The 22,024-nt window shown below is 68.0% G+C and carries 20 protein-coding genes and 1 other RNA gene; 6 read left to right on the top strand and 15 right to left on the bottom strand.

What is annotated here, in order from left to right; translation table 11 throughout:
- Window positions 1-45: 45 nt before the first annotated feature.
- The 14 genes from ACKTT0_RS16210 to gyrA form a co-directional block, all read right to left on the bottom strand.
- Window positions 46-525, bottom strand: coding sequence for a ComEA family DNA-binding protein (locus ACKTT0_RS16210; RefSeq protein WP_407850849.1), 480 nt, complete (start codon window positions 523-525; stop codon window positions 46-48).
- A gap of 131 nt (window positions 526-656) precedes the next feature.
- The gene (rfaD, locus tag ACKTT0_RS16205; RefSeq protein WP_407850848.1) at window positions 657-1,649 is read right to left on the bottom strand and encodes an ADP-glyceromanno-heptose 6-epimerase; all 993 of its coding nucleotides are present in this window, start codon (window positions 1,647-1,649) and stop codon (window positions 657-659) included.
- Window positions 1,646-2,587: a D-glycero-beta-D-manno-heptose-7-phosphate kinase gene (gene rfaE1 / locus ACKTT0_RS16200; protein WP_407850847.1), complete on the bottom strand. Its 942-nt coding sequence runs from the start codon at window positions 2,585-2,587 to the stop codon at window positions 1,646-1,648. The genes rfaD and rfaE1 overlap by 4 nt, the downstream gene beginning before the upstream one ends.
- Window positions 2,584-3,819 (bottom strand): lipopolysaccharide assembly protein LapB, encoded by a 1,236-nt coding sequence (gene lapB / locus ACKTT0_RS16195; protein WP_407850846.1) that lies wholly within the window; start codon window positions 3,817-3,819, stop codon window positions 2,584-2,586. The genes rfaE1 and lapB overlap by 4 nt, the downstream gene beginning before the upstream one ends.
- Window positions 3,820-3,861: 42 nt before the next feature.
- Window positions 3,862-4,176 carry a LapA family protein gene (locus ACKTT0_RS16190; RefSeq protein WP_094806151.1) on the bottom strand — a complete coding sequence of 105 codons (315 nt, stop codon included), beginning with the start codon at window positions 4,174-4,176 and terminating at the stop codon, window positions 3,862-3,864.
- A gap of 198 nt (window positions 4,177-4,374) precedes the next feature.
- Window positions 4,375-4,731 carry an integration host factor subunit beta gene (locus ACKTT0_RS16185; RefSeq protein WP_028354226.1) on the bottom strand — a complete coding sequence of 119 codons (357 nt, stop codon included), beginning with the start codon at window positions 4,729-4,731 and terminating at the stop codon, window positions 4,375-4,377.
- 3 nt (window positions 4,732-4,734) lie between these two features.
- Complete coding sequence (gene rpsA, locus ACKTT0_RS16180) at window positions 4,735-6,447, bottom strand: 30S ribosomal protein S1 (RefSeq protein WP_028354227.1); 1,713 nt, start codon at window positions 6,445-6,447, stop codon at window positions 4,735-4,737.
- 114 nt (window positions 6,448-6,561) lie between these two features.
- A complete protein-coding gene (gene cmk / locus ACKTT0_RS16175) occupies window positions 6,562-7,260 on the bottom strand; it encodes a (d)CMP kinase (protein WP_407850845.1) in 699 nt (232 codons plus the stop codon).
- Window positions 7,250-8,599, bottom strand: a complete 1,350-nt coding sequence (aroA, locus tag ACKTT0_RS16170; protein ID WP_407850844.1) for a 3-phosphoshikimate 1-carboxyvinyltransferase — start codon at window positions 8,597-8,599, stop codon at window positions 7,250-7,252. The genes cmk and aroA overlap by 11 nt, the downstream gene beginning before the upstream one ends.
- 7 nt (window positions 8,600-8,606) lie before the next feature.
- Window positions 8,607-9,509, bottom strand: a complete 903-nt coding sequence (locus tag ACKTT0_RS16165) for a prephenate dehydrogenase (RefSeq protein WP_407850843.1) — start codon at window positions 9,507-9,509, stop codon at window positions 8,607-8,609.
- Window positions 9,506-10,624, bottom strand: a complete 1,119-nt coding sequence (gene hisC / locus ACKTT0_RS16160) for a histidinol-phosphate transaminase (protein ID WP_407850842.1) — start codon at window positions 10,622-10,624, stop codon at window positions 9,506-9,508. Before hisC ends, ACKTT0_RS16165 begins: the two co-directional genes overlap by 4 nt.
- Before the next feature lie 24 nt (window positions 10,625-10,648).
- Entirely contained in the window at window positions 10,649-11,734 is a 1,086-nt protein-coding gene (pheA, locus tag ACKTT0_RS16155; RefSeq protein WP_407850841.1) for a prephenate dehydratase, read from the bottom strand.
- Window positions 11,727-12,860 carry a 3-phosphoserine/phosphohydroxythreonine transaminase gene (gene serC, locus ACKTT0_RS16150; RefSeq protein WP_407852442.1) on the bottom strand — a complete coding sequence of 378 codons (1,134 nt, stop codon included), beginning with the start codon at window positions 12,858-12,860 and terminating at the stop codon, window positions 11,727-11,729. Before serC ends, pheA begins: the two co-directional genes overlap by 8 nt.
- On the bottom strand, window positions 12,860-15,514 hold the full coding sequence (gyrA, locus tag ACKTT0_RS16145) for a DNA gyrase subunit A (protein WP_407850840.1): 2,655 nt from the start codon (window positions 15,512-15,514) through the stop codon (window positions 12,860-12,862). Before gyrA ends, serC begins: the two co-directional genes overlap by 1 nt.
- A 379-nt stretch (window positions 15,515-15,893) precedes the next feature.
- On the opposite strand from gyrA, the gene ompA reads away from it, so the two are divergent.
- The 5 genes from ompA (at window position 15,894) to ssrA (ending at window position 19,832) form a co-directional block, all read left to right on the top strand.
- Complete coding sequence (ompA, locus tag ACKTT0_RS16140) at window positions 15,894-16,484, top strand: outer membrane protein OmpA (RefSeq protein ID WP_407850839.1); 591 nt, start codon at window positions 15,894-15,896, stop codon at window positions 16,482-16,484.
- A 68-nt stretch (window positions 16,485-16,552) separates the two neighbouring features.
- The gene (gene ubiG, locus ACKTT0_RS16135; protein ID WP_407850838.1) at window positions 16,553-17,281 is read left to right on the top strand and encodes a bifunctional 2-polyprenyl-6-hydroxyphenol methylase/3-demethylubiquinol 3-O-methyltransferase UbiG; all 729 of its coding nucleotides are present in this window, start codon (window positions 16,553-16,555) and stop codon (window positions 17,279-17,281) included.
- Entirely contained in the window at window positions 17,278-17,952 is a 675-nt protein-coding gene (locus tag ACKTT0_RS16130; RefSeq protein ID WP_407850837.1) for an HAD-IA family hydrolase, read from the top strand. Before ubiG ends, ACKTT0_RS16130 begins: the two co-directional genes overlap by 4 nt.
- 257 nt (window positions 17,953-18,209) lie before the next feature.
- Complete coding sequence (locus ACKTT0_RS16125) at window positions 18,210-19,391, top strand: MFS transporter (protein ID WP_407850836.1); 1,182 nt, start codon at window positions 18,210-18,212, stop codon at window positions 19,389-19,391.
- A 54-nt stretch (window positions 19,392-19,445) separates the two neighbouring features.
- Window positions 19,446-19,832, top strand: a transfer-messenger RNA (tmRNA) gene (ssrA, locus tag ACKTT0_RS16120).
- Window positions 19,833-19,978: 146 nt separating this feature from the next.
- Here ssrA and ACKTT0_RS16115 read toward each other — a convergent pair.
- Entirely contained in the window at window positions 19,979-20,872 is an 894-nt protein-coding gene (locus ACKTT0_RS16115) for a LysR family transcriptional regulator (RefSeq protein WP_407850835.1), read from the bottom strand.
- A gap of 137 nt (window positions 20,873-21,009) precedes the next feature.
- Between ACKTT0_RS16115 and ACKTT0_RS16110 the strand changes: the two genes are divergently transcribed.
- Window positions 21,010-21,990, top strand: coding sequence for an agmatinase (locus tag ACKTT0_RS16110; RefSeq protein ID WP_407850834.1), 981 nt, complete (start codon window positions 21,010-21,012; stop codon window positions 21,988-21,990).
- Window positions 21,991-22,024: the final 34 nt, after the last annotated feature.

Raw genomic sequence — 22,024 nt, 5'->3', positions numbered from 1 at the left:
GTGGCGCGAAAGCCGCGCCCGCGCCAGGGATACCGCCCGCGGCGTTCAGGGTGCTGACAGGCTGGGCAGCGCGGGCGCGAACTGCGGCGTGGCGGCGCCCCCCGGAACCAGCACCGGAATGCCCGGCCCTGCCACCAGCCCGGCCGCTTGCAGGCTGCGCAGGCGCTTGCGGCCGATGCCGCGCACCCGGTCGGAGAGGTCTTCCAGCGATTCGAACCGGCCGGCGCGCTCGCGCTCCTGGATGATGATCCGGGCCGTGCTGGGCCCCACGCCGCGCAGCGATTCCAGCTGTTCCGCCGTGGCAGCGTTGACGTCCAGTGCCTGCGCGGGCATGGCCGCCAGGCTGAGGCCGCCGGCGACCGCGAAACGGCCCAGCGCATGCGCCATGGCGCGGCGCGCCGGGGGCTGCCCGGCGCGGCCGGGCTGGCGCGCCCCCACCAGCGGCCAGCGCGGCGGGTTGCGGCGGGAAGGGCGAGGCACGGCCGGCAAGGGGACGGCCACGGGATCGTGCAGGAAGGGGTTCATGGCGGGGCTCCGTGTGAAAAGGCGGGCCGGAGGGCCCGCCTGCCTGCCATGATGCCGCCGCCCCACCCGGCCGGGCGCCCCGGTGAACGGGAAAGTCCGCCCCGGAAATTACGCAGCCGGCGGCCTGCCGGTCAGGCCTTGCGCGCGCGCCAGTAGCGTACGTACTCCGCCACGCCGGTCTGGACGTCGCGCATGGGTGCGCTGAAGCCGGCCGCGCGCAGGCGGCTGACGTCGGCCTGGGTGTAGCTCTGGTAGCGCCCCTTCAGGTCCTCGGGGAACGGGATGTAGCGCACCAACCCCTGCTCGACCAGCTTGTCCAGCGGCAGCGCGGCCTCGCCGCGTTCCGCGCGCAGCGTGTTGACCACGGCGGCGGCCACGTCGTTGAACGGCTGCGCGCGCCCCGTGCCGCAGTTGAAAATGCCCGAGGTGCCGGGATTGTCGAGGAAATGCAGGTTGACGGCGACGACGTCCTCGACCGAGATGAAGTCGCGGCTCTGGCCGCCGTCGGGGTAACCGTCCCAGCCGGCGAACAGCCGCACGTGCCCTTCGGCCAGGAACTGGTTCATGTTGTGGAACGCGACCGACGCCATGCGGCCCTTGTGCTGCTCGTGCGGGCCGTAGACGTTGAAATAGCGCAGCCCCACTACCTGGGCGGTCAGGCTGCCCATGCGGGTGCGCAGGACCTGGTCGAACAGCAGCTTGGAATAGCCGTAGACGTTCAACGGACGCTCGTTGGCGGGCTCCTCGACATACACCGACGAGCCTCCGTACACGGCCGCCGACGAGGCGTACAGGAACGGGATGCGTTGGGCCTGGCAGTACTCGAACAGCTCCAGCGTGACCCGGTAGTTGTTGTCGAGCATGTAGCGGCCGTTGCGCTCGGTGGTGTCCGAGCAGGCGCCCTGGTGCAGCACGGCCCGCACCGGCGGCAGCGCGCCGGCCAGGACGCGCTTGCGGAATTCGTCCTTGTCGAGGTAGTCGGCGATCTGGCAATCGACCAGGTTGAGGAACTTGTCGCCCTCGGTCAGGTCGTCGACCGCGATGATGTCCTGGATGCCGCGCCGGTTCAGGCCGCGCACCAGGTTGCTGCCGATGAAGCCGGCGGCGCCTGTGACGACGATCATGTGGATTCTCCTGCGAGTTCTGCGGCGGTGACGACCGAGGTGCCCAGCTTGCCGACGACGATGCCGCCGGCGCGGTTGGCCCAGCCCATGGCTTCGGCCCAGGGCTGCCCGATGGCGCGCATGGCCGCCAGGGTGGCCAGCACCGTGTCGCCGGCGCCGGACACGTCGAACACTTCGTGCGCCTGCGCATCGACATGTTCGCGGCCCGCCGCGGTGAAAAGCGTCATGCCCTGCTCGGACCGGGTCACCAGCAGGGCTTCGAGTTCGAGGTCGGCGCGCAGCCGCTGGGCGCGCTCGGTCAGTTGCGACTCGGTGGTCCAGCGGCCCACCGCCTGCTGCATCTCGGCCCGGTTCGGCGTGACCAGGGTGGCGCCGCGGTAGCGCGCGTAGTCGTCGCCCTTGGGATCGACCAGCACCGGCACGCCGGCGGCGCGCGCCCGGGCGATCAGGTCCGGGACCCGGTCGAGCGCGCCCTTGGCGTAGTCGGACAGCACCACCACGTCGTGCTGCGCCAGATGGCGCGCGTAGCGGGTGTCCAGGTCGTCGAGCGTGGCCGGCCCGGGGTGCTGTTCGAAGTCGACCCGCAGCAGTTGCTGCTGGCGGCCCAGGACGCGCATCTTGAGCGTGGTGGGATGGTCGGCGTCGGCCACCAGGTCGGCCTGCACGCCGGCCTGCCCGGCCAGCCGGCCGATGCCCTCGCCCGCCTCGTCGGCGCCGACGATGCCCACCAGGGTGACCTGCCCGCCCAGGGCGGCGACGTTGCGCGCCACGTTGGCGGCGCCGCCCAGGCGGTCTTCGCGGCGCGCCACGCGCACCACGGGCACCGGCGCCTCGGGCGAGATACGGTCGACCTCGCCGAACCAGTAGCGGTCCAGCATGATGTCGCCCACGACGAGCACGCGGCTGCGCGCAATGGCCTCGGCGGGATAGGATTTCATTCGAGTTCTTCCAGACGGCGTGGCGCGTAGGTCTCCCAGACATTGCAGCCCGGGCACTGCCAATAGTACCGCCGCGCCTGGAAGCCGCAATTGCGGCAGGCGTAGCGGTCCAGGCGCTGCGTATGCTTGTGGATCAGGCTGCGCAGCAGGGTGAGATCGGCGCCGCGCACGGGCCCTTGCTCGGCCTCTTGCCCCGGCGGCTGGCCCGTGGCGCTGCCCAGCTCCGCCTCGAGCAGGCGGTCGAGCCCGAGCAGCGATGGATGATGGCGCAGCGCGCCGCGCGCGAAGGCCCAGGCCGGCGCCGCGCCGCGCTGCACCCGCAGCTCGCGGAAGATGACGTTGAACAAGTCCAGCGACGCGTGATGGCCGTACTGCTTCTGCAGCAGTTCAAGGCCCTCGGCCGCCTGGTCGGCGGCGCGGTAGTTGGCCAGCAGTTGCTCGGCCACCAGGCCGGCGAACTCGGGCGCGTCGGCCAGGATGGACTCGAGGTACAGCCGCTCGCGCTTGGGATCGTTCTCGAGGGCGGCCAGGCGCGCGCGCAGCATGGAAGTGCGGACTTTCGCGGCCTTGCCGGCGGTTTCGCCGACGCCCGCCTGGCTGGCCGCATGATCGGCGGCGTCGAGCGCCGCGTGGGCCGCGTCGGCGTCAAACGGCTTGGCCGCCAGGGCGGTCTGGGCCTGCTCGCAGTAATAGTGCACGATCTGCGGCACTGGCTCGTCGACCAGGCCGTGCAACGTCTTGACGGCCTCGATGGCGCGCGGCCAGTCGTGTTCGGATTCGTAGATGCGGATCAACGACCGCAGCGCCGGCAAGGCGTAGCGGGTGTCCTTGAGCTGCTCGAAAGCGGCTTCGGCGCGGTCCAGCATGCCGGCCTTGAGGAAATCATGGGCCAGTTCGTGCTGGGCGTGCTCGCGCTCGGCCTCGGGCAGGTCGGACCGGTTCAGCAGGCTCTGGTGCACGCGGATGGCGCGCTCCATTTCGCCGCGCCGGCGGAACAGGCTGCCCAACGCGAAATGCAGCTCGGTGGTTTCCGGGTCGAGCTTGGCGACCTCGACGAAGGCGTCGATGGCACGGTCGGGTTGCTCATTGAGCAGGAAATTCAGCCCGCGGAAGTAGGAATCCGGCAAAGTGCGCGTTTCGCGCAGCATCTGGCGAAAATCGAAACGCGCCGCCAGCCAGCCCAATGCAAACAGCAAGGGCACGAAAATAAGCCACCAAGGTTCAAAATCCACGCTGCGAGCTCTGTAGCGGTCGAGGGAAACGATGCGCGCCGCTTACAGCGGCGACATCGGGGCAATGGCCTCCGGGGCGACCGGCGGGGTCGTGCCGTTGGCGGCGGCCTGCAGGCGCTCGACCTCGCGGCGCAGGCGCATGGCTTCGCGGCGCCGGCGCATGGCGGCGGGCACCGTCAACAGCAGGCCGAACACCGTGCCCACCACGAACGTCACCAGCATCACCACGATGAGCGGGACGTCTTGCACGACATAATCGGCGTAGAAATTCACGGCGACGGGGCCGGTGTTCTTCAAGGCGAACATCAGCACCGCGATGAAAACGAGCAATCGCAGGGCCCAGACCAGGTAGCGCATGGCGCATGCTCCAGAGAATTCAAGACTGTCAATTGTAAGCGGAAGCGGGCCGGAATCCGCTGCCGGCGGCGACAAATGCGCCGCCCCGCGGCGCGGCGGTCCGCCACAAGCGCGCAAAAGCAAAGCCCCTTGAACGAGCAAGGGGCTTCATCGGGATATGCGCCGCCGCGGCAAACGGCCAACCACCCTGCCGCAACCCTACATGGCATGCATGCCGAGCAGCGTGGGCAGTGGGTCGTCCGCGGCGGTATCGGACGGCGTGCCGGCGTCGCCGCCGGCCATGTCGACCCGCTCGCGCAATTCCTTGCCGGCCTTGAAGTGCGGCACCTGCTTGCCAGGCACCAGCACCTGCTCGCCCGACTTGGGGTTGCGCCCGATGCGGGGTGAACGCTGCGACAGTGAAAAGCTGCCAAAACCCCGGATCTCGATGCGCTGGCCCGAGGCCAGGGCCTGGGTCATTGCATCGAGCATGGTCTTGACGGCGTAATCGGTGTCGCGGGCGGCCAGCTGGGGATAGCGGGCCGCCAGTGCGGCGATCAGCTCCGACTTGGTCACTTATCAGCCGTCGTTGCGCTGTTGATCCAGCTTGGCCTTGAGCAGCGCGCCCAGGTTGGTGGTACCCGAGGAGGCGCTGGCTTCGGACATGCGCTGGATGGTATCGGCCGTTTCGGCGTTGTCGCGGGCCTTGATCGACAGCTGGATCGAACGCGTCTTGCGGTCGATGTTGACGATCATGGCTTCGACGTTTTCGCCGGCCTTCAGCACGGTGGTGGCGTCCTCGACGCGGCCCGAGGAGATCTCGGAAGCACGCAGGTAGCCCTCGACGTCGACCGACAGGGTGACGACCGCGCCCTTGGGCTCGACCGACTTGATCACGCCCTGCACCACGGCGCCCTTGTCATAGGTGGCGACGTAGTTGTTGAACGGATCGCCTTCCAGCTGCTTGATACCCAGCGAGATGCGTTCCTTGTCGGTGTCGATGCCCAGCACCACGGCTTCGATTTCGTCGCCCTTCTTGAAGTTGCGGACGGCTTCTTCGCCGGTTTCGGTCCAGGACAGGTCGGACAGGTGCACCAGGCCGTCGATGCCGCCGGGCAGGCCGACGAACACGCCGAAGTCGGTGATCGACTTGATGGCGCCACGGACCTTGTCGCCACGCTTGAAGTTGGTGGCGAACTCTTCCCAGGGGTTCTGGCGGCACTGCTTCATGCCCAGCGAGATGCGGCGGCGGTCTTCGTCGATCTCGAGGACCATGACTTCGACCTCTTCGCCCAGGGTCACGACCTTGCGCGGATCGACGTTCTTGTTGGTCCAGTCCATTTCGGAGACGTGCACCAGGCCTTCGATGCCGGCCTCGACCTCGACGAACGCGCCGTAGTCGGTCAGGTTGGTGACCTTGCCGAACAGGCGGGTGCCCTGCGGGTAGCGACGCGCCAGGCCGACCCACGGGTCTTCGCCCAGCTGCTTGACGCCCAGCGAGACGCGGCTCTTTTCCTGGTCGAACTTGAGGACCTTGGCTTCGACTTCCTGGCCCACCTGCAGGACCTCGGAGGGGTGACGCACACGGCGCCAGGCCATGTCGGTGATGTGCAGCAGGCCGTCGATGCCGCCCAGGTCGACGAACGCACCGTAGTCGGTGATGTTCTTGACCACGCCCTTGACCACCGCGCCTTCGTGCAGGGTCTCGAGCAGCTTCTGGCGTTCTTCGCCCATGCTGGCTTCCAGCACCTGGCGGCGCGACAGCACGACGTTGTTGCGCTTGCGGTCGAGCTTGATGACCTTGAATTCGAGGGTCTTGCCTTCGTACGGGGTGGTGTCCTTGACGGGGCGCAGGTCGACCAGCGAGCCCGGCAGGAACGCGCGGATGCCGTTGGTCATGACGGTCAGGCCGCCCTTGACCTTGCCGGTAATGGTGCCGGTGACCAGTTCGCCGTTTTCGAGGGCCTTTTCGAGCTGCAGCCAGGCCGACAGGCGCTTGGCGCGGTCACGCGACAGGATGGTGTCGCCGTAGCCGTTTTCCAGGGAGTCGATGGCCACCGAGACGAAATCGCCGGGTTGCACTTCGAGTTCGCCCTGGTCGTTGAGGAACTCTTCCAGGGGGATCAGCGCTTCGGACTTCAGGCCGGCATTGACGACGACGAAGTTGTGGTCGACGCGCACGACTTCAGCGCTGATCACTTCGCCGGACTTCATGTCCTGGGTCTTGAGGCTTTCTGCGAAGAGGTCGGCGAAGCTTTCGCCGCCGGTGGCGGGAGTGGAAACGGAAGACATTGAGTTGAAATCCATTGGGCCAAAATGGCCTTGAAAAACACACCGAAGCGGATTGCCCGCGACAGTGGAGTGAATGAACCTGCCAGCTTCCGCGCCCCGGGCATGCGCCCGGCGCTACGAACCCTTGGCAGGGCCTGAAACTTTCCAGAAATCGAGTACTGCCTGCACCGTTTGCTCGATGGTCAGGTAGGATGAATCGAGCACGTGCGCATCCGCGGCCGCAACGAGCGGCGCCGCGGCGCGCTGCGTATCGCGCGCGTCGCGTTCGCGCATATCGCGCAAAAGGTCGGATAGATTAGCAGAAATTCCCTTTTCGATCAACTGCTTACAGCGTCTTTGCGCACGCGCCTCGACATCCGCCACCAGGAATACCTTGAGGGACGCATCCGGAAAGACCACCGTGCCCATGTCGCGGCCGTCGGCCACCAGCCCGGGCGGCGCGCGGAATGCCCGCTGGCGCTCGAGCAGCGCCTGCCGTACCGCCGGATAGGCGGCGATGCGGGACGCGAAGTTGCCGACCCGCTCCTGGCGGATGGCCTCGCCCACCTCGGCCCCCTCCAGGTAGATGTGCCGGCCCTCGAAACGCGCATCCAGGTCCTGCGCGACACGCGCCACGCCGGCCTCGTCCTCCGCGGCCAGGCCGCGGTTCAGGGCCGCCAGCGCCGTGAGCCGGTACAGGGCGCCGCTGTCGAGCACGGCCCAGCCCAGCGCCTTGGCGACCCGATGGGCCACGGTGCCCTTGCCCGAGGCCGTGGGACCGTCGATGGCGATGACGGGGATATCGGCGACGGGCGTAGCGGGCTCAGTGCTCATGATTCGGTACCGGGTCGGCGCCGGCCACCAGCCCGGCGTAGACATCGAAATAATCGGGGAAAGTCTTGCTGACGCAGCCCGGGTCGAGGATGCGCACCGCGGCGGGCCCGAAGGCGGCCAGCGAGAAGCACATGGCCATGCGGTGGTCGTCCCAGGTGCCAATGTGCGCATCGCGCCAGCCGTCCGGGGCCGGCGGCGTGACGCGCAGCCAGTCGGGGCCGGACTCGACGCCCGCCCCCAGCTTCGACAGCTCGGTATGCATGGCGTGGATGCGGTCGGTTTCCTTGACGCGCCAGCTGCCGATATTGCGCAGGCGGCACGGGCCGTCGGCGTAGAGCGCCAGGGCGGCCGCCGTCATGGCGGCGTCGGGAATCAGGTTGAAATCGGCGTCGAAGGCCTTGAGGCGGCCGCCCTGGTCGACGCGCACGCCGCGCGCCTCGATCCAGTCCGGGCCGGATTCGACCTGCACGCCCATGCTGGCCAGGGTGCGGGCAAAGGCCACGTCGCCCTGGATGCTGTCGGCGCCCACGCCAGTGACGCGCACCGGCCCGCCGCCGATGGCGCCCAGCGCCAGGAAGTACGAGGCGGACGAGGCATCGCCTTCGACGGCGATGGCGCCCGGGCTGCGGTACGTGGCGCCGGCTTCGATGGTGAAGGAATGCCAGCCGTCGCGCTGCACCCGCACGCCGTAGCGCGCCATCAGGTTGAGCGTGATCTCGATATAGGGCTTGGAGATCAGCTCGCCCGCTACTTCGATGACCACCGGACGATCGCTGGCCTGGGCCAGCACCGGCGCGGCCAGCAGCAAGGCGGTGAGGAACTGGCTGGACACCGCGCCCTGCACGCGCGCCGGCACGCCGGCGCGGATCTCGCCCCGGCCGATGGCCAGCGGCGGGTAGCCCGGCTGCCCCAGGTAGTCGATCCGGGCGCCCCATTGCCGCAGCGCATCGACCAGGTCGCCAATGGGACGCTCGTGCATGCGCGGCACGCCCGACAGGCGATATTGCCCGCCCATCAGGGCCAGGGCCGCGGTCAGGGGCCGGAATGCCGTGCCGGCGTTGCCCAGGAACAAGTCCGCCTGCCCCGCCGCGAAGCGGCCGGCGCCCGTCACCGTCGCCCGGCCGGGGCCGCCGTCGGCGATCTCGACCCCGAGCTGGCGCAGGGCCGCCAGCATCACCCGGGTGTCGTCGGAATCCAGCAAGCCGGAAATGTCGGTGCGGCCGGCGGCCAGCGCGGCCAGCAGCAACACCCGGTTGGAAATGCTCTTGGAGCCCGGCAAGGCGACCACGCCGCGCGCCTGGCGGGCGCGCGGCAGGTCGAGATACGGCTGTCCGGTCATGGCAAAGCTACTCCTTGCGCCAGTTGCGGCGCGCCTGCGCGGCGCGCTCCAGCAGCGCCTCGAGGGCGCCGCCGTCGCCGGCGGCCATGGCCTGCTCGGCCTGGTCCAGCACGGCCCGTACCGCCGCCAGCTCGGCGCGCAAGGCGGCGCGGTTGGACAGGAAAATGTCGCGCCACATTTCGGGCGACCCCGCCGCGATGCGGGTGAAATCGCGAAACCCCGTGCCGGCGAGGGCCAGCCGCGCCGTGGCATCGTCGGCCGCGGCCACCTGCGCCATATAGGCCGCCGCCAGCAGGTGCGGCATGTGGCTGACCGACGCCAGGACTCGATCATGCGCGGCGGCGTCCATGTCGATGACCCGGGCACCACAAGCCTGCCACAAGTCGCGCACGCGCGCGACCCCGGCCGGCGGGTTCTCCGGCAGCGGCGTGAGGATCACGGTGCGGCCACGATACAGGCCCGCGTCGGCGGCCTCGGGGCCACTGCGCTCGGCCCCGGCGATGGGATGCCCGGGCACGAACTGCGCGACGCGATCGCCCAGCGCGGCGCGCGCCGCCTCGACCACTTCGGCCTTGGTGCTGCCGGCGTCGGTCAACAGCGTGGCCGCGCCCAGGTGCCGACGCAGGCGCGCCAGCATTGCCCCCAGCCCGCCCACCGGCGTGGCCAGCAGCACCACGTCGGCTTGCGCGGCCTCTTCGGGCGTGACGGCGGCATCGATCAGGCCCAGCGCCTGCGCCCGGGCCAGGGATTGCGCATTGCGCCCCGCGCCCACCACGCGCCCGACTTGGCCGGACTGGCGCAGCGCCAGTGCGACTGAACCGCCGATCAGCCCGACGCCGATTACCGCCAGTACAGGAATCAGGGGGCCCTCGGCCCCCTGTGTCGCGGCGCCGGTCGCGGCGGGCGTCATGCGGCCAGGACTTCCGTGAGCGCGGCGATGAACCGCTGGTTTTCCTCCGGCAGGCCGATGGTCACGCGCAGCCACTCGGGCAGGCCGTCGCCGGCCACTGGCCGGACGATGACGCCACGCTTGAGCAGTTCAAGATTGACGCGCGGCGCGTCGCCCACGCGCACCAGCACGAAGTTGCCATAGCTGGGCACGTAGCGCAGCGACAGGCTATCGAAAGCTTCGCACAACTGGCGCTTGCCGGCCTTGTTCAGCTCGTACGCGCGGGCCAGGTAGTCGGCATCGCCGAGCGCGGCGATCGCGGCGGCCTGCGCCAGCGTATTGACGTTGAAAGGCTGGCGGACCCGGTTGAGCAGGTCGGTGAGCGCGGGTTGCGCCACCGCGAAGCCCACGCGCAGCCCGGCCAGGCCGTACGCCTTGGAGAACGTGCGCGAGACGATCAGGTTGGGATACTGCCGCACCAGCGCCACGCTGTCGAAGCGCAGTTCCGGGTCGAGGTATTCGTTGTAGGCCTCGTCCAGCACCACCGTGACGCGATCGCCGTGCGCTTCGTGCACGCGCGCCAGGAAGGCCGCGACATCGGCGCCCGGCACGAAAGTGCCGGTGGGGTTGTTCGGATTGGCGATGAACACCAGCCGGGTGTCGTCCTCGATAGCCGCGAACATGGCGTCCAGGTCGTGGCCGTAGTCGCGCGCCGGTACCTGGATGTGGCGCGCGCCGCGCGCCTGCGTGGCCAGCCGGTACACCGCGAACGAATGTTGCGCGTACACGGCCGAAGCGCCCGGCTCGAGCAGCGCCAGCGCGGCGATCTCGAGGATGTCGTTGGAACCATTGCCCAGCGTGATCCAGCCCATCGGCACGCCGTAGCGTTCGGCCAGGGCCGACTTCAGGTCGAAACCGTTCGGGTCCGGATAGCGCGCCAGCGATTCGGCGGCCGCCAGCAGGGCCTGGCGCGCGGATTCGGGCATGCCCAGGGGGTTTTCGTTGGACGCCAGCTTGACGATGCCGGCCGGGTCGAGCCCGAACTCGCGGGCCAGTTCATCGATGGGCTTGCCCGCTTGGTAGGGCGCGATGGCACTGACGTGGGCGGGAGCGGTCAACGGCTTGGGAGTGGTCATGGCGGTGCGCGTACGCGTAAGGAATTACTGCGCCGGGTATGAGCCCAGCACTTTGATGAAAGCAACCTGCGCCTGCAGGTCGGCCAGCGCGCGGGCGACCTGCGGGTCGTCGCGGTGCCCCAGCACGTCGACGTAGAAATAGTATTCCCACTGGCCGGTGCGTGCCGGGCGCGACTCGAAACGGGTCATCGACACGCCGTTGGCGGCCAGCGGCGCCAGCATGTCGTAGACCGCGCCGGCGCGATTGGGCACGGCCAGGATCAGGCTGGTCTTGTCCCGGCCGCTGGGCAGCGGCTGGATGTCGCCCACCGCCAGGAAGCGGGTGCGGTTGTTGGGATCGTCCTGGATGCCGGCGGCGACGATCTGCAGGTTCCAGGCCGGCGCGGCGCTCTCGCCGGCGATCGCGGCAATCGCCGGGTTGCCGGCGGCGACGCGGGCGGCCTCGGAATTGCTGGCCTCGGCGACGCGCTCCAGGCCCGGATAATGGCGGTTGAGCCAGCCCTGGCACTGCGCCAGCGCCTGCGGATGCGCGGCGATGGCGGTCACGTCCTCCATGGAGCCCGACTGCGTCATGAGGCAGTGGCGGATGTCGACCGAGCGTTCCCCCAGGATCTTGAGCGGCGTGGTCAGCAGCAGGTCGAGATTGCGGTTGACCGCGCCCTCGGTGGAGTTTTCCACCGGCACCATGCCGACATCGGCCTGCCCGGCCTCGACGGCGCGGAACACCTCGTCGAACGACGGACAAGGCAACTGCTGCACGGCGCGGCCGAAATGTTCAAGCGCCGCCTGCTCGGAAAACGAGCCGCGCGGCCCCAGGTAGGCCACGGTCATGCCGCGCTCGAGGCCGCGGCAGGCCGAGATGATCTCCGTCCAGACCGAGGCCACGGCATCGCGCGGAAACGGGCCGGGGTTGAGCTGCTGCAGGCGGCGGATGACTTCCGCCTCGCGTTCGGGGCGCAGCACCGGGCCGTCGGCGGCCGCGGCGTGCTTGGCCTCGCCGACCTCGAGCGCGGCGCGGGCGCGCTGCGACAGCAGGTCGAGGATCTGCGCATCGATGGCGTCGATGCGCTCGCGCAGCGGCTTGAGCTTGCCTTGCAGGGAATCATCCATGGCGGCGCTCGAAATCCCGCAGGTAGTCGACCAGCGCCCGCACGCCGTCCAGCGGCATGGCGTTGTAGATCGAGGCGCGCATGCCGCCCACGCTCTTGTGGCCCTTGAGCTGCATCAGCCCGGCCGCTTCGGCGCCCTGCAGGAAGGCGTCGTTGAGCGATTCATCGCGCAGCACGAACGGCACGTTCATGCGCGAGCGCGCCGCGGCGTGCACGGGGTTGCGGTAGAAGGACGTGCTGTCCAGATAGCCGTACAGCAGGTCGGCCTTGGCGCGGTTGGCGGCCTCCATGCCGGCCACGCCGCCCTGCTCCTTGACCCACTTGAACACCAGGCCGGCCATGTAGATGGCGAAGGTCGGCGGCGTGTTGTAGCGCGAATGCTCGGCCGCCACGTTGGCGTAGTCGAACGCCGAGGGGCAGATCGGCAATGCCTTGCCGAGCAGGTCGCGGCGCGCGATCACCACGGTGACGCCGGCCGGGCCGGCATTTTTCTGGGCGCCGGCGAACACCAGGCCGGCGCGCGCGATGTCCATGGGACGCGACAGGAAGTGCGAGGACGCGTCGACCACCAGCGGCACGTCCGGCGCGCCCAGCGCGGCGGTATCGGGCCAGTCGGTGAACTCGACGCCATTGATGGTCTCGTTGCTGCAGAAATGCAGGTAGGCGGCCTCCGGCCGCACCTGCCAGGCCTCGACCGGCGGCACCCAGGTCCAGGGCCCCTGTTCGCGCCCGTCGATCTCGGTGGCGGTGCCGCTGCTGGCGGCGATATGGGTGTTGCCGTAGCGGCCCGCTTCCTTGTGCGAGCGCGTGGACCAATGCCCCGTCACCACGAAGTCGGCGGCGGGCTGGCCGCGCCGCCCGATGAGGTTCATGGGTACGATGGCGTTTTCGCCCAGCCCGCCGCCCTGCATGAACATCACGGCGTAATCGGGCGATATGCCCAGCAGGTCGCGCAGGTCGGCTTCGGCCTGGTCGCAGATCTCCACGAAATGCTTGCCGCGGTGGCTCATTTCCATGACGGACATGCCGCTGCCGCGCCAATCCAGCATTTCGGCGGCGGCCTGCCGCAGCACCGGCTCGGGCAAGGCCGACGGGCCTGCCGAGAAGTTCCAGGGACGGGCCATGATTACTCCGTAGGTTCGGTCGGTTCGGGCGAAGCGCCGGAATCGCCGTCGGCATCCATGGCTTCGGATTCTTCTTCGTCGTCGACGTCGGCGTCGCTTTCGACCACCCGGCGCACGCCCGACAGGCTGCTACCGTCATCCACGCTGATCAGGGTGACGCCCTGCGTGGCGCGGCCCATTTCACGGATCTCGCCGACCCGGGTGCGCACCAGCACGCCGCCGGTGGTGATCAGCATGATCTCGTCGGACGGCATCACCAGCACCGCGCCCACCACCTTGCCGTTGCGCGAGGAGGTCTGGATGGCGATCATGCCCTTGGTGCCGCGGCCGTGGCGGGTGTATTCGGTGATGGACGTGCGCTTGCCGTAGCCGTTCTCGGTGGCGGTCAGCACGCTTTGCGACTCGTCGCCGGCCACCAGCAGCGCGATGACCGTCTGGCCGTCCTCGAGCGTCATGCCGCGCACGCCGCGGGCGTTGCGGCCCATGGGGCGGACGTCGTTCTCGTCGAAGCGCACGGCCTTGCCGGCGTCGGAGAACAGCATCACGTCGTGCTTGCCGTCGGTGAGATCGGCGCCGATCAGGTAGTCGCCGTCGTCCAGCGCCACCGCGATGATGCCGGCCTTGCGCGGGTTGGAGAAGTCGGACAGCGGCGTCTTCTTGACGGTGCCGCGCGAAGTCGCCATGAAGACGTAGTTGTCTTCGCTGAATTCCTTGACGGGCAGCACCACGGTGATCTTCTCGCCGTCGGCCAGCGGGAACATGTTGACGATCGGCTTGCCGCGCGAATTGCGCGTGCCTTGCGGCACTTCCCAGACCTTCAGCCAATACACCCGGCCGCGGTCGGAGAAGCACAGCAGGTAGTCATGCGTATTGGCGATGAAGAGCTGGTCGATCCAGTCGTTTTCCTTCATGGCCGTGGCCTGCTTGCCGCGTCCGCCGCGCTTCTGCGAGCGATATTCCGACAAGGGCTGGCTCTTGATGTAGCCGGCGTGCGACAGCGTCACCACCATGTCGGTCGGCGTGATCAGGTCCTCGGTGTCGAGTTCCGTGGCGTTCAGCTCGATCTCGGACCGGCGCGCGTCCTTGGCGCCGGTGGAGAACTCGGCCTTGATGGCCTGCAGTTCCTCGCCGATGATGGTGGTGATGCGCTCGGGCTTGGCGAGGATGTCGAGCAGGTCGGCGATGGTCGCCATGACGTCCTTGTACTCGCCGACGATCTTGTCCTGCTCGAGCCCGGTCAGGCGCTGCAGGCGCATGTTGAGGATTTCCTGCGCCTGCGTCTCGCTCAAGCGGTACAGGCCGTCGCCCTGCAGGCCGAAGCTCTCGTGCAGGTCGTCCGGGCGGAACGCCGCGCGCCCGCCCACCGCGTCGAGTTCGGTGCGCGACAGCATCTCGCGCACCAGGGAAGAATCCCAGGAGCGCGACATCAGTTCCTGGCGCGCCACCGGCGGGGTGGGCGCGGCCTTGATGATGGCGATGAAATCGTCGATGTTCGCCAGCGCCACCGCCAGGCCTTCCAGCACATGGCCGCGCTCGCGCGCCTTGCGCAGCTGGAACACCGTGCGGCGCGTCACCACTTCGCGGCGATGCTGCAGGAAGTAGGTGATCATCTGCTTCAGGTTGAGCAGGCGCGGCTGGCCGTCGACCAGCGCCACCAGGTTCATCCCGAAGGTGTCCTGCAGCTGCGTGTTCTTGTACAGGTTGTTGAGAATGACCTCGGGCACCTCGCCGCGCTTGAGCTCGATGACCAGCCGCATGCCGTCCTTGTCGGACTCGTCGCGGATGTCGGCGATGCCTTCGATCTTCTTCTCGTTGACCAGTTCGGCGATGCGCTCCTGCAGCGTCTTCTTGTTGACCTGGTAGGGGATGGCGTCGACCACGATGGCCTGCCGGTTGCCCTTCTCCATGTCCTCGAAGTGGGTCTTGGCGCGCATGACCACGCGGCCGCGGCCGGTGCGATAGCCCTCGCGCACGCCGGCCATGCCGTAGATGATGCCGCCGGTGGGGAAGTCGGGCGCCGGAATAACCTCGATGAGCTCGTCGACCGAGCAGTCGGGATTGCGCAGGCAGTACAGGCAGCCGTCGACCACCTCCTGCAGGTTGTGCGGCGGGATGTTGGTCGCCATGCCCACCGCGATCCCCGAGCTGCCGTTGACCAGCAGGTTGGGCAGCCGCGAGGGCAGCAGCAGCGGCTCTTGCTCGCTGCCGTCGTAGTTGGGCCCGAAATCGACCGTTTCCTGGTCGATATCGGCCAGCAGCTCGTGGGCGATCTTGGCCAGGCGGATTTCCGTGTAACGCATGGCCGCGGCGCTGTCGCCGTCGATCGAGCCGAAGTTGCCCTGGCCGTCGACCAGCATGTAGCGCATGGAGAAATCCTGCGCCATGCGGACGATGGTGTCGTAGACCGACTGGTCGCCGTGCGGGTGGTACTTACCGATAACGTCGCCGACGATGCGGGCGGACTTCTTGTAAGCGCGGTTCCAGTCGTTGTTCAGCTCGTGCATCGCGTAGAGCACGCGCCGGTGCACGGGCTTGAGGCCGTCGCGCACATCCGGCAGCGCCCGCCCGACGATCACGCTCATGGCGTAATCCAGGTAGCTGCGGCGCATCTCTTCTTCCAGCGATACCGGAAGCGTCTCCTTGGCGAAGGAATCCATATATATAGCGACTGAATCGAGTAAGAGAAACCCGGGCCGGGTAAACAGGAAATTCTATCACCCGATTGTCCGATGACCGGGAAACCGGCAGCGCGGGCATGCATGGCGAAAGCATCTGGCAGTTTTCACCGCCCTGTTGCCAAAAACCAACATCCCTCACCGCACATAGAGAAGAAAAGATCATATCCAGCATCAATGCGGCTTGCGAGGGAAGCCAAAGATCATCAAATGCCTTAAGATTGTTTCCAGCACGCAGGGAGACCCGGTAGCGATCCTTTGAACCTTTTCTGAGCGTTGCTATACTGGCCCCGTTTTCCTGATATGCGGCGGGGGTTCGCTGCGAGTCACTTATCCAGCTTCAAGCTCAACGAGGAGAAACATGAACAAACCCTCCAAATTCGCTCTGGCGCTCGCCTTCGCCGCCGTTACGGCCTCTGGTGTAGCCTCGGCCCAGTCGTACCCCGAAACGGTTGACAACTGGCGCAACCCGTTCGGCGACGTGTGGATGAACGGCACCAATGAACTGTGCTGGCGCGATGCCTTCTGGACCCCGGCCACCGGCGTCCCGGGCTGCGACGGCGTGCCGGTCGCGCAAGCTCCGAAGCCCACTCCCATGGCCACCAAGGTCGTCTTCAATGCCGATACGTTCTTCGATTTCGACAAGTCGACCCTGAAGCCGGAAGGCCGTCAACTGCTGGACCAAGTCGCTCAGCAAGCTTCGGGCATCGATCTGGAAACCATCATCGCCGTCGGCCACACCGACTCGATCGGTACCGAAGCCTACAACCAGAAGCTGTCCGAGCGCCGTGCCGCTTCGGTCAAGTCGTACCTGGTCAGCAAGGGCGTCGACCCCAACCGCATCTACACGGAAGGCAAGGGCGAACTGCAGCCCGTCGCTTCCAACAAGACGCGTGAAGGCCGTGCCCAGAACCGTCGCGTTGAAATCGAAGTCGTGGGTAGCCGCCGTTAATCGACGCGCTAGCCGCTACAATGAAGGGCCTCGCATAGCGAGGCCCTTTTTTTGCCGCCAAGCCGCCCATGACGACCCATCCCTCCGCCCCCGCCACCCCTGGCATCAACGCCGACCAGGCCGAGCTGGACAAGTTCGCCGCCCTGGCCGCCCGCTGGTGGGACCCGGAAAGCGAATTCAAGCCGCTGCACGCCATCAACCCCCTGCGCCTGGGCTGGATCCAGGACTGCGCCGGCAGCCTGGCCGGCAAGACTGTCCTGGACGTCGGCTGCGGCGGCGGCATCCTCTCTGAAAGCATGGCGGTCGCCGGAGCCCAGGTCACCGGCATCGACCTGGCCGAGCGCTCGCTGAAGATCGCCCGCCTGCACGGCCTGGAATCCGGCGTGCAAGTGGAATACCGCGCCGTGCCGGTGGAACAGCTGGCCGCCGAGCAGCCGGGCCGCTACGACGTCGTGACCTGCATGGAAATGCTCGAGCACGTGCCCGACCCGGGCTCCGTGGTGCGCGCCTGCGCGGCCCTGGCCAAGCCGGGCGGCTGGGTGTTTTTCTCGACGCTGAACCGCAACGCCAAGTCGTTCCTCTACGCCATCATCGGCGCCGAATACGTGCTGCGGCTGCTGCCGCGCGGCACCCACAGCCACGAGCAGTTCATCAAGCCCAGCGAGCTGGCGGCGGCCGCGCGCCAGGCCGGCCTGGAACCCGCCAGCATGCGCGGCATGGAATACAACCCCATAACCCAGGTCTACAGCCTGTCGGAGGACACCTCGGTGAATTACCTGATGGCCACTCGCAAATGAGCGCCCTGATCCTGTTCGACTTCGACGGCACCCTGGCCGACACCGCCCCCGACCTGGCTGCGGCCGCCAACCAGCAACGCGTCCGCCGGGGCCTGGAACCCCTGCCCTACGAACTCCTGCGCCCGGTCGCCTCGCAAGGCGCGCGCGGCCTGCTGCGGATCGCGCTGGACCTGCTGCCCGGGCAGCCCGATTACGAGCCGACCCGCCAGCAGTTCCTGCAGGACTACGCCGCCGGGTCCACCGTGCACAGCCGGCTCTTTCCGGGCATTGCCGCCCTGCTCGACGGCATTCGCGCACGCGGGCTGGCATGGGGCATCGTCACCAACAAGGTCACGCACCTGACCCTGCCTATCGTCGAGTTCCTGGGCCTGACGCGCGACAGCGCCGTGCTGGTGTGCGGCGACACCACCGAACACGCCAAGCCGCATCCCGCGCCGCTCCTGCACGCCGCGCGCGAGGCCGGCTACGCCACCGACCGCTGCGTCTACGTGGGTGACGACCTGCGCGACATCCAGGCGGCCCACGCGGCCGGCATGCCGGCCGTGGCCGCCGCCTACGGCTACCTGGGCCAGGACGAGAACGTCACCACCTGGTCGGCCGAGGCCTGCGCCAACACGCCCGACGAGCTCTGGGACGCCATCGAACCGCTGTTGCCGGCCGACGTGCGCTGAGCGCCGCTGCAGCCATCCCGGCCCGGATGGGCCGCGACGGTTCGGGAATACCGAACAGTCATGCCGGAGCGCCGCTCTTTATCCCGGGCGCCGGTTTCACTACAGTAGCGTATCGACGCATTGCTTTCGTCCCCTGCCCATAGAGCCGTGCTCGCAAGGGCGGGGCGCGGAACGCACCTCCGGCCCCATGCGGCGGCCATCTTTTTTTCCAGTTTCTGCTCATCGCGCCGCGCCCTCGCGGCGCGTACGGGAATCGCATGCTATTGCCTATTCTGCTGCTCTCTGTCGCCGGATTCACCATCCTGACGACGGAATTCCTGATCGTCGGCCTGCTGCCGCCGCTGGCGCGCGACCTGCAGGTAACCGTGTCCCAGGCCGGCCTGCTGGTCACGCTGTTCGCCTTTACGGTGGCGGCCGTCGGTCCGCTGCTGACGGCGCTGATGGCCAACGTGGACCGCAAGCGGCTGTTCGTCGCCGTGCTGACGCTGTTCGGCGCCGCCAACCTGCTGGCCGCACTGGCGCCGAACATCTGGGTCATGGCGCTGGCCCGCTTCGTGCCTGCCCTGGCCCTGCCGGTGTTCTGGTCGCTGGCCAGCGCCACCGCGGTCGAGCTGGCAGGCCCGGCGCGCGCCGGCCGGGCAGTGTCGCTGGTAGCGTTCGGCACCGTGGCGGCCACGGTATTCGGCATTCCCATCGGCGTGCTGATCTCCGACGGCTTCGGCTGGCGCGCCGCGTTCGGGGTGCTGGCCGTCCTGGCCTTCGCCAAGGCGCTGCTGCTCTGGGCCTGCTTCCCGCGGCCGCGGCTGCAGTCCCATGCCGTCGCCCTGCGGACGCAGCTGCGCATCCTGCGCGACGCGCGGATGCTCGGGCAGGTGCTGCTGTCGGTGCTGGCGTTCACCGGCATGTTCACTGCCTATACCTATCTGGCCGACATGCTGGAACGCCTGGCCGGCTTCGACGGCCGGCTGGTCGGCTGGTCGATGATGGCGTTCGGCGCCATCGGGCTGCTGGGCAACTGGGCCGGCGGCCGGCTGGTCGACCGCAGCCCGCTGGGCGCCACCTTGCTGTTCGCGGCCCTGCTGGCGTTCGGCCAGGTCCTGGCCGCGCCCGCCATGCGCACGCCGGTCCTGCTGGCGACGACGCTGGGCGTATGGGGCATTGCGCAGGCGGCGATGTTCATCGTGAATCATGTGCGCCTGATGAAGGCCGCTCCCGACGCGCCCGCCTTCGCCGCGTCGCTGAACATCTCGGGCGCCAATATCGGCATCGGCATCGGCGCCCTGGTCGGCGGGCTGGTGATCGACCATCATGGCCTGGCGGCACTGGGCGGCGCGGCCGCCGGCATCATGGCGGCGGCGATGGGCCTGGCCCTGCTGCTGATGGCCACCACGCGGCGGCCGTTGCGCGCCATGCGGCATGCGTCCGGCAAGCGGGCCTGAACGGGGCGCGATACTGTCGGTTCGATGCCATTTCGGGTACAATTAAAACAACTTGGGGCCGATCCGGATTCGACGTGGGTCGCGAAACAACTCAGGGCATGCCGAGCACCAGTTCGCTCGTTAATCCACTGGAACACTACAAACGCCAACGACGAGCGTTTCGCTCTCGCCGCTTAATCGGTGAGCCGCTGCACTGATCTGTCCTTGGGTCAGGCGGGGGAAGGCAACTTCCCAGGGGGCAACCCCGAACCGCAGCAGCGACATTTACAAGGAATCGGTCTGCGCTGGGGTCACACGGTTCAGGCTTAAATTACGTGAATCGCCCTGGTCCGGCCTGTCGGCTGGCTAAGTCCAGGGTTAAATCCAAATAGGCCGACTACGCATGTAGAACTGGTTGCGGAGGGCTTGCGGACGGGGGTTCAATTCCCCCCGGCTCCACCAAATTTCCGTGATTCATCAATCGTCTAGATAATAGCCAACTTCAAGGGTTGGCTATTTTTTTTTAGCTGTTTCGATTGGCTTGGCCGGCCTTGGCCGGCCCACCGGACCGGCCGCGCCGCCTCAAGGGATCAAGACCTGGATCCTGCCTAGAACCGGTGCAGGCCTTTCGCCTGATGCAGGCCGCGCAGCACGCTCAGGAACAGCGCCGCGCGATGGCTGAGCTGGCGCGAAGCGAGCGTGACGGCACAGCCCACATGCGAGTACTCCGGGCCACCCGCCACCCGCCGCAGGCCAAAGCGTTCCTGCAGCAGCTCCCCGTAGTGGGTAGGCAGCAGCCCCTGATAATACCCCGTGGCCACCAAGGCGCCGATGGCGTCCAGCCCGCCCGCTTCCGGGCCGCGCTGGTAGCGGCCCGTCGCCAGCGCCTGCTCGACATAGGGATGGCTGCGGTAGACCAGCGGCAGGCGCACCGCGTCGGACGCGCGCCCCGCCTGGCTGGATACGTACATGCAGTGTGTCTCCACGTATAGCGGCAGGTACTCGAAATCACGGTCCTCGCGGTATTTGCCGCGTATGGCGATATCGATGCGCTGGGTGCGCAAGGCCTGGTCCAGCTCATTGAACGACATCACCAGGATTTCCGGTTGCACGTTGGGCGCCTGCCGGTGCAGTTCCCGCAATGCCTCGGGCAGCCGGCACGTTGGATGGGTCAGCGAATGCTCGCCCATGCCGATGGTCAGCGGCCCCGACAGCACGCCGTGAACGGCATCGACTTCCGAACGGATGCGGCTCAGCGCGTGCAGCGCGCTGGTGGCGAGATCCAATGCCACGCTGCCTTCGGCCGTCAGGCGAAAGCCCCCGGGGCCGCGTTCGCACAGGCGCACCCCCAGGCGGGCCTCGACTTCGCGCACATGGCGGCTGATCGAAGCCTTCGACATCAACAGGCGCCGTTCCGCGGCGGCGAAGCCGCCCGCCTGGGCCACATGGCAGAACACGCGCAGCGAGCGCAGATCGCGTTCATCGAAATCCAGCTTGAGCATGGCGGAAGCGGCGCGCAGCCGGCGAAAAGGTTTCGTATTTCAATACTATCCCAACAAAAATATCATTTTTTGATTCCACTTCCCACCCGTACAGTAATCAGCGCATCGTCTTTGCCAACTCACCAGCGGAGTCCACTTTGCCAGCCACGCCCACGCAGCCGCTCACCGTCGCGCCCAGGACGGGACACCCCACCCTGCTCTATTCCGAACTGGCGACCGACTTGGACAATCTGCGAGCCGACATCGCCATCGTCGGCATGCCGTTCGGCTCGCCCTACACGCCGCAGGCGTTCAGCAACGACCAGACGCGCGCGCCGCAGGCGATCCGGGACGTCACCGACCGCATCGTCAGGGCGCCGGAACACTACGACTTCGATATCGACGGCCCCTTGTTGCAGGGCCGGTCCGATATCCGCTTTGTCGATTGCGGCGACGTCCTGCCCGACCTGGCCGTCCCCGGCGAGCACCACCGCCGCTGCGAGCAGGTCGTGCGCCGCATTCTGCGCGGGCGGGGCCTGCCCATCGTGCTCGGCGGCGACCATGGCATCACCAATCCGGTACTGCGCGCCTACGAGGAATTGAGCGAAACCGTGACACTGGTGCACGTCGACGCGCACCTGGATTGGCGCGATGAAGTCAATGGCGTGCGCGACGGCCTGTCGAGTCCAATCCGGCGGGCGTCCGAGTTGCCATACATAGGCAAGATCGTCCAGATCGGCCTGCGCGCCCAGGGCAGCGGCCGGCCGGCCGACTATGAGGCCGCGCGCGCGTACGGCGCCGAACTCGTCACCGCCTACGAGCTGCACGATATCGGCATGCAGGCCGTTCTGGACCGCATACCCGACGGAGGCAACTACTACCTGTCCATCGATGCCGACGGGCTGGATGCCACGGTGATGCCCGCCGTCGACGGACCGGCGCCCGGTGGCGTCACGTTTGTGCAGGCCCGCAAGCTGATCCACGGCCTGGTCGCCAAGGGACGGGTCGTCGGCATGGACATCGTGGAAATCCAGCCCGCCAAGGACACCCCCGCGCGGCTGACATGCGTCACCGCCGGACGTCTTATCGTCAACCTGATCGGCAGCGCGATACGCGCCGGCTATTTCGACCGCGGCTGATCCCTCTTTTTTTCCGCACCAAGCCCCTCATAGA

Source organism: Bordetella saccharivorans, from assembly GCF_045862855.1.
Taxonomy (GTDB): domain Bacteria; phylum Pseudomonadota; class Gammaproteobacteria; order Burkholderiales; family Burkholderiaceae_B; genus Bordetella_A; species Bordetella_A petrii_F.
The sequence above is the reverse complement of the archived record's forward strand: the minus strand, read 5'-3'. Positions and strand labels throughout refer to the sequence as shown.

Excerpts from the sequence above, each read along its gene's own strand:
- pheA (WP_407850841.1), bottom strand. The coding sequence starts at position 11,734 with ATGGATGATTCCCTGCAAGGCAAGCTCAAGCCGCTGCGCGAGCGCATC.
- ACKTT0_RS16190 (WP_094806151.1), bottom strand. The coding sequence starts at position 4,176 with ATGCGCTACCTGGTCTGGGCCCTGCGATTGCTCGTTTTCATCGCGGTG.
- gyrA (WP_407850840.1), bottom strand. The coding sequence starts at position 15,514 with ATGGATTCCTTCGCCAAGGAGACGCTTCCGGTATCGCTGGAAGAAGAG.
- rfaD (WP_407850848.1), bottom strand. The coding sequence starts at position 1,649 with ATGATCGTCGTCACAGGCGCCGCCGGCTTCATCGGCAGCAACCTGGTG.
- ubiG (WP_407850838.1), top strand. The coding sequence starts at position 16,553 with ATGACGACCCATCCCTCCGCCCCCGCCACCCCTGGCATCAACGCCGAC.
- ACKTT0_RS16115 (WP_407850835.1), bottom strand. The coding sequence starts at position 20,872 with ATGCTCAAGCTGGATTTCGATGAACGCGATCTGCGCTCGCTGCGCGTG.
- rpsA (WP_028354227.1), bottom strand. The coding sequence starts at position 6,447 with ATGTCTTCCGTTTCCACTCCCGCCACCGGCGGCGAAAGCTTCGCCGAC.
- cmk (WP_407850845.1), bottom strand. The coding sequence starts at position 7,260 with ATGAGCACTGAGCCCGCTACGCCCGTCGCCGATATCCCCGTCATCGCC.
- ACKTT0_RS16130 (WP_407850837.1), top strand. The coding sequence starts at position 17,278 with ATGAGCGCCCTGATCCTGTTCGACTTCGACGGCACCCTGGCCGACACC.
- ACKTT0_RS16210 (WP_407850849.1), bottom strand. The coding sequence starts at position 525 with ATGAACCCCTTCCTGCACGATCCCGTGGCCGTCCCCTTGCCGGCCGTG.
- rfaE1 (WP_407850847.1), bottom strand. The coding sequence starts at position 2,587 with ATGAAATCCTATCCCGCCGAGGCCATTGCGCGCAGCCGCGTGCTCGTC.
- ompA (WP_407850839.1), top strand. The coding sequence starts at position 15,894 with ATGAACAAACCCTCCAAATTCGCTCTGGCGCTCGCCTTCGCCGCCGTT.
- ACKTT0_RS16165 (WP_407850843.1), bottom strand. The coding sequence starts at position 9,509 with ATGACGCCCGCCGCGACCGGCGCCGCGACACAGGGGGCCGAGGGCCCC.
- hisC (WP_407850842.1), bottom strand. The coding sequence starts at position 10,624 with ATGACCACTCCCAAGCCGTTGACCGCTCCCGCCCACGTCAGTGCCATC.
- aroA (WP_407850844.1), bottom strand. The coding sequence starts at position 8,599 with ATGACCGGACAGCCGTATCTCGACCTGCCGCGCGCCCGCCAGGCGCGC.
- ACKTT0_RS16125 (WP_407850836.1), top strand. The coding sequence starts at position 18,210 with ATGCTATTGCCTATTCTGCTGCTCTCTGTCGCCGGATTCACCATCCTG.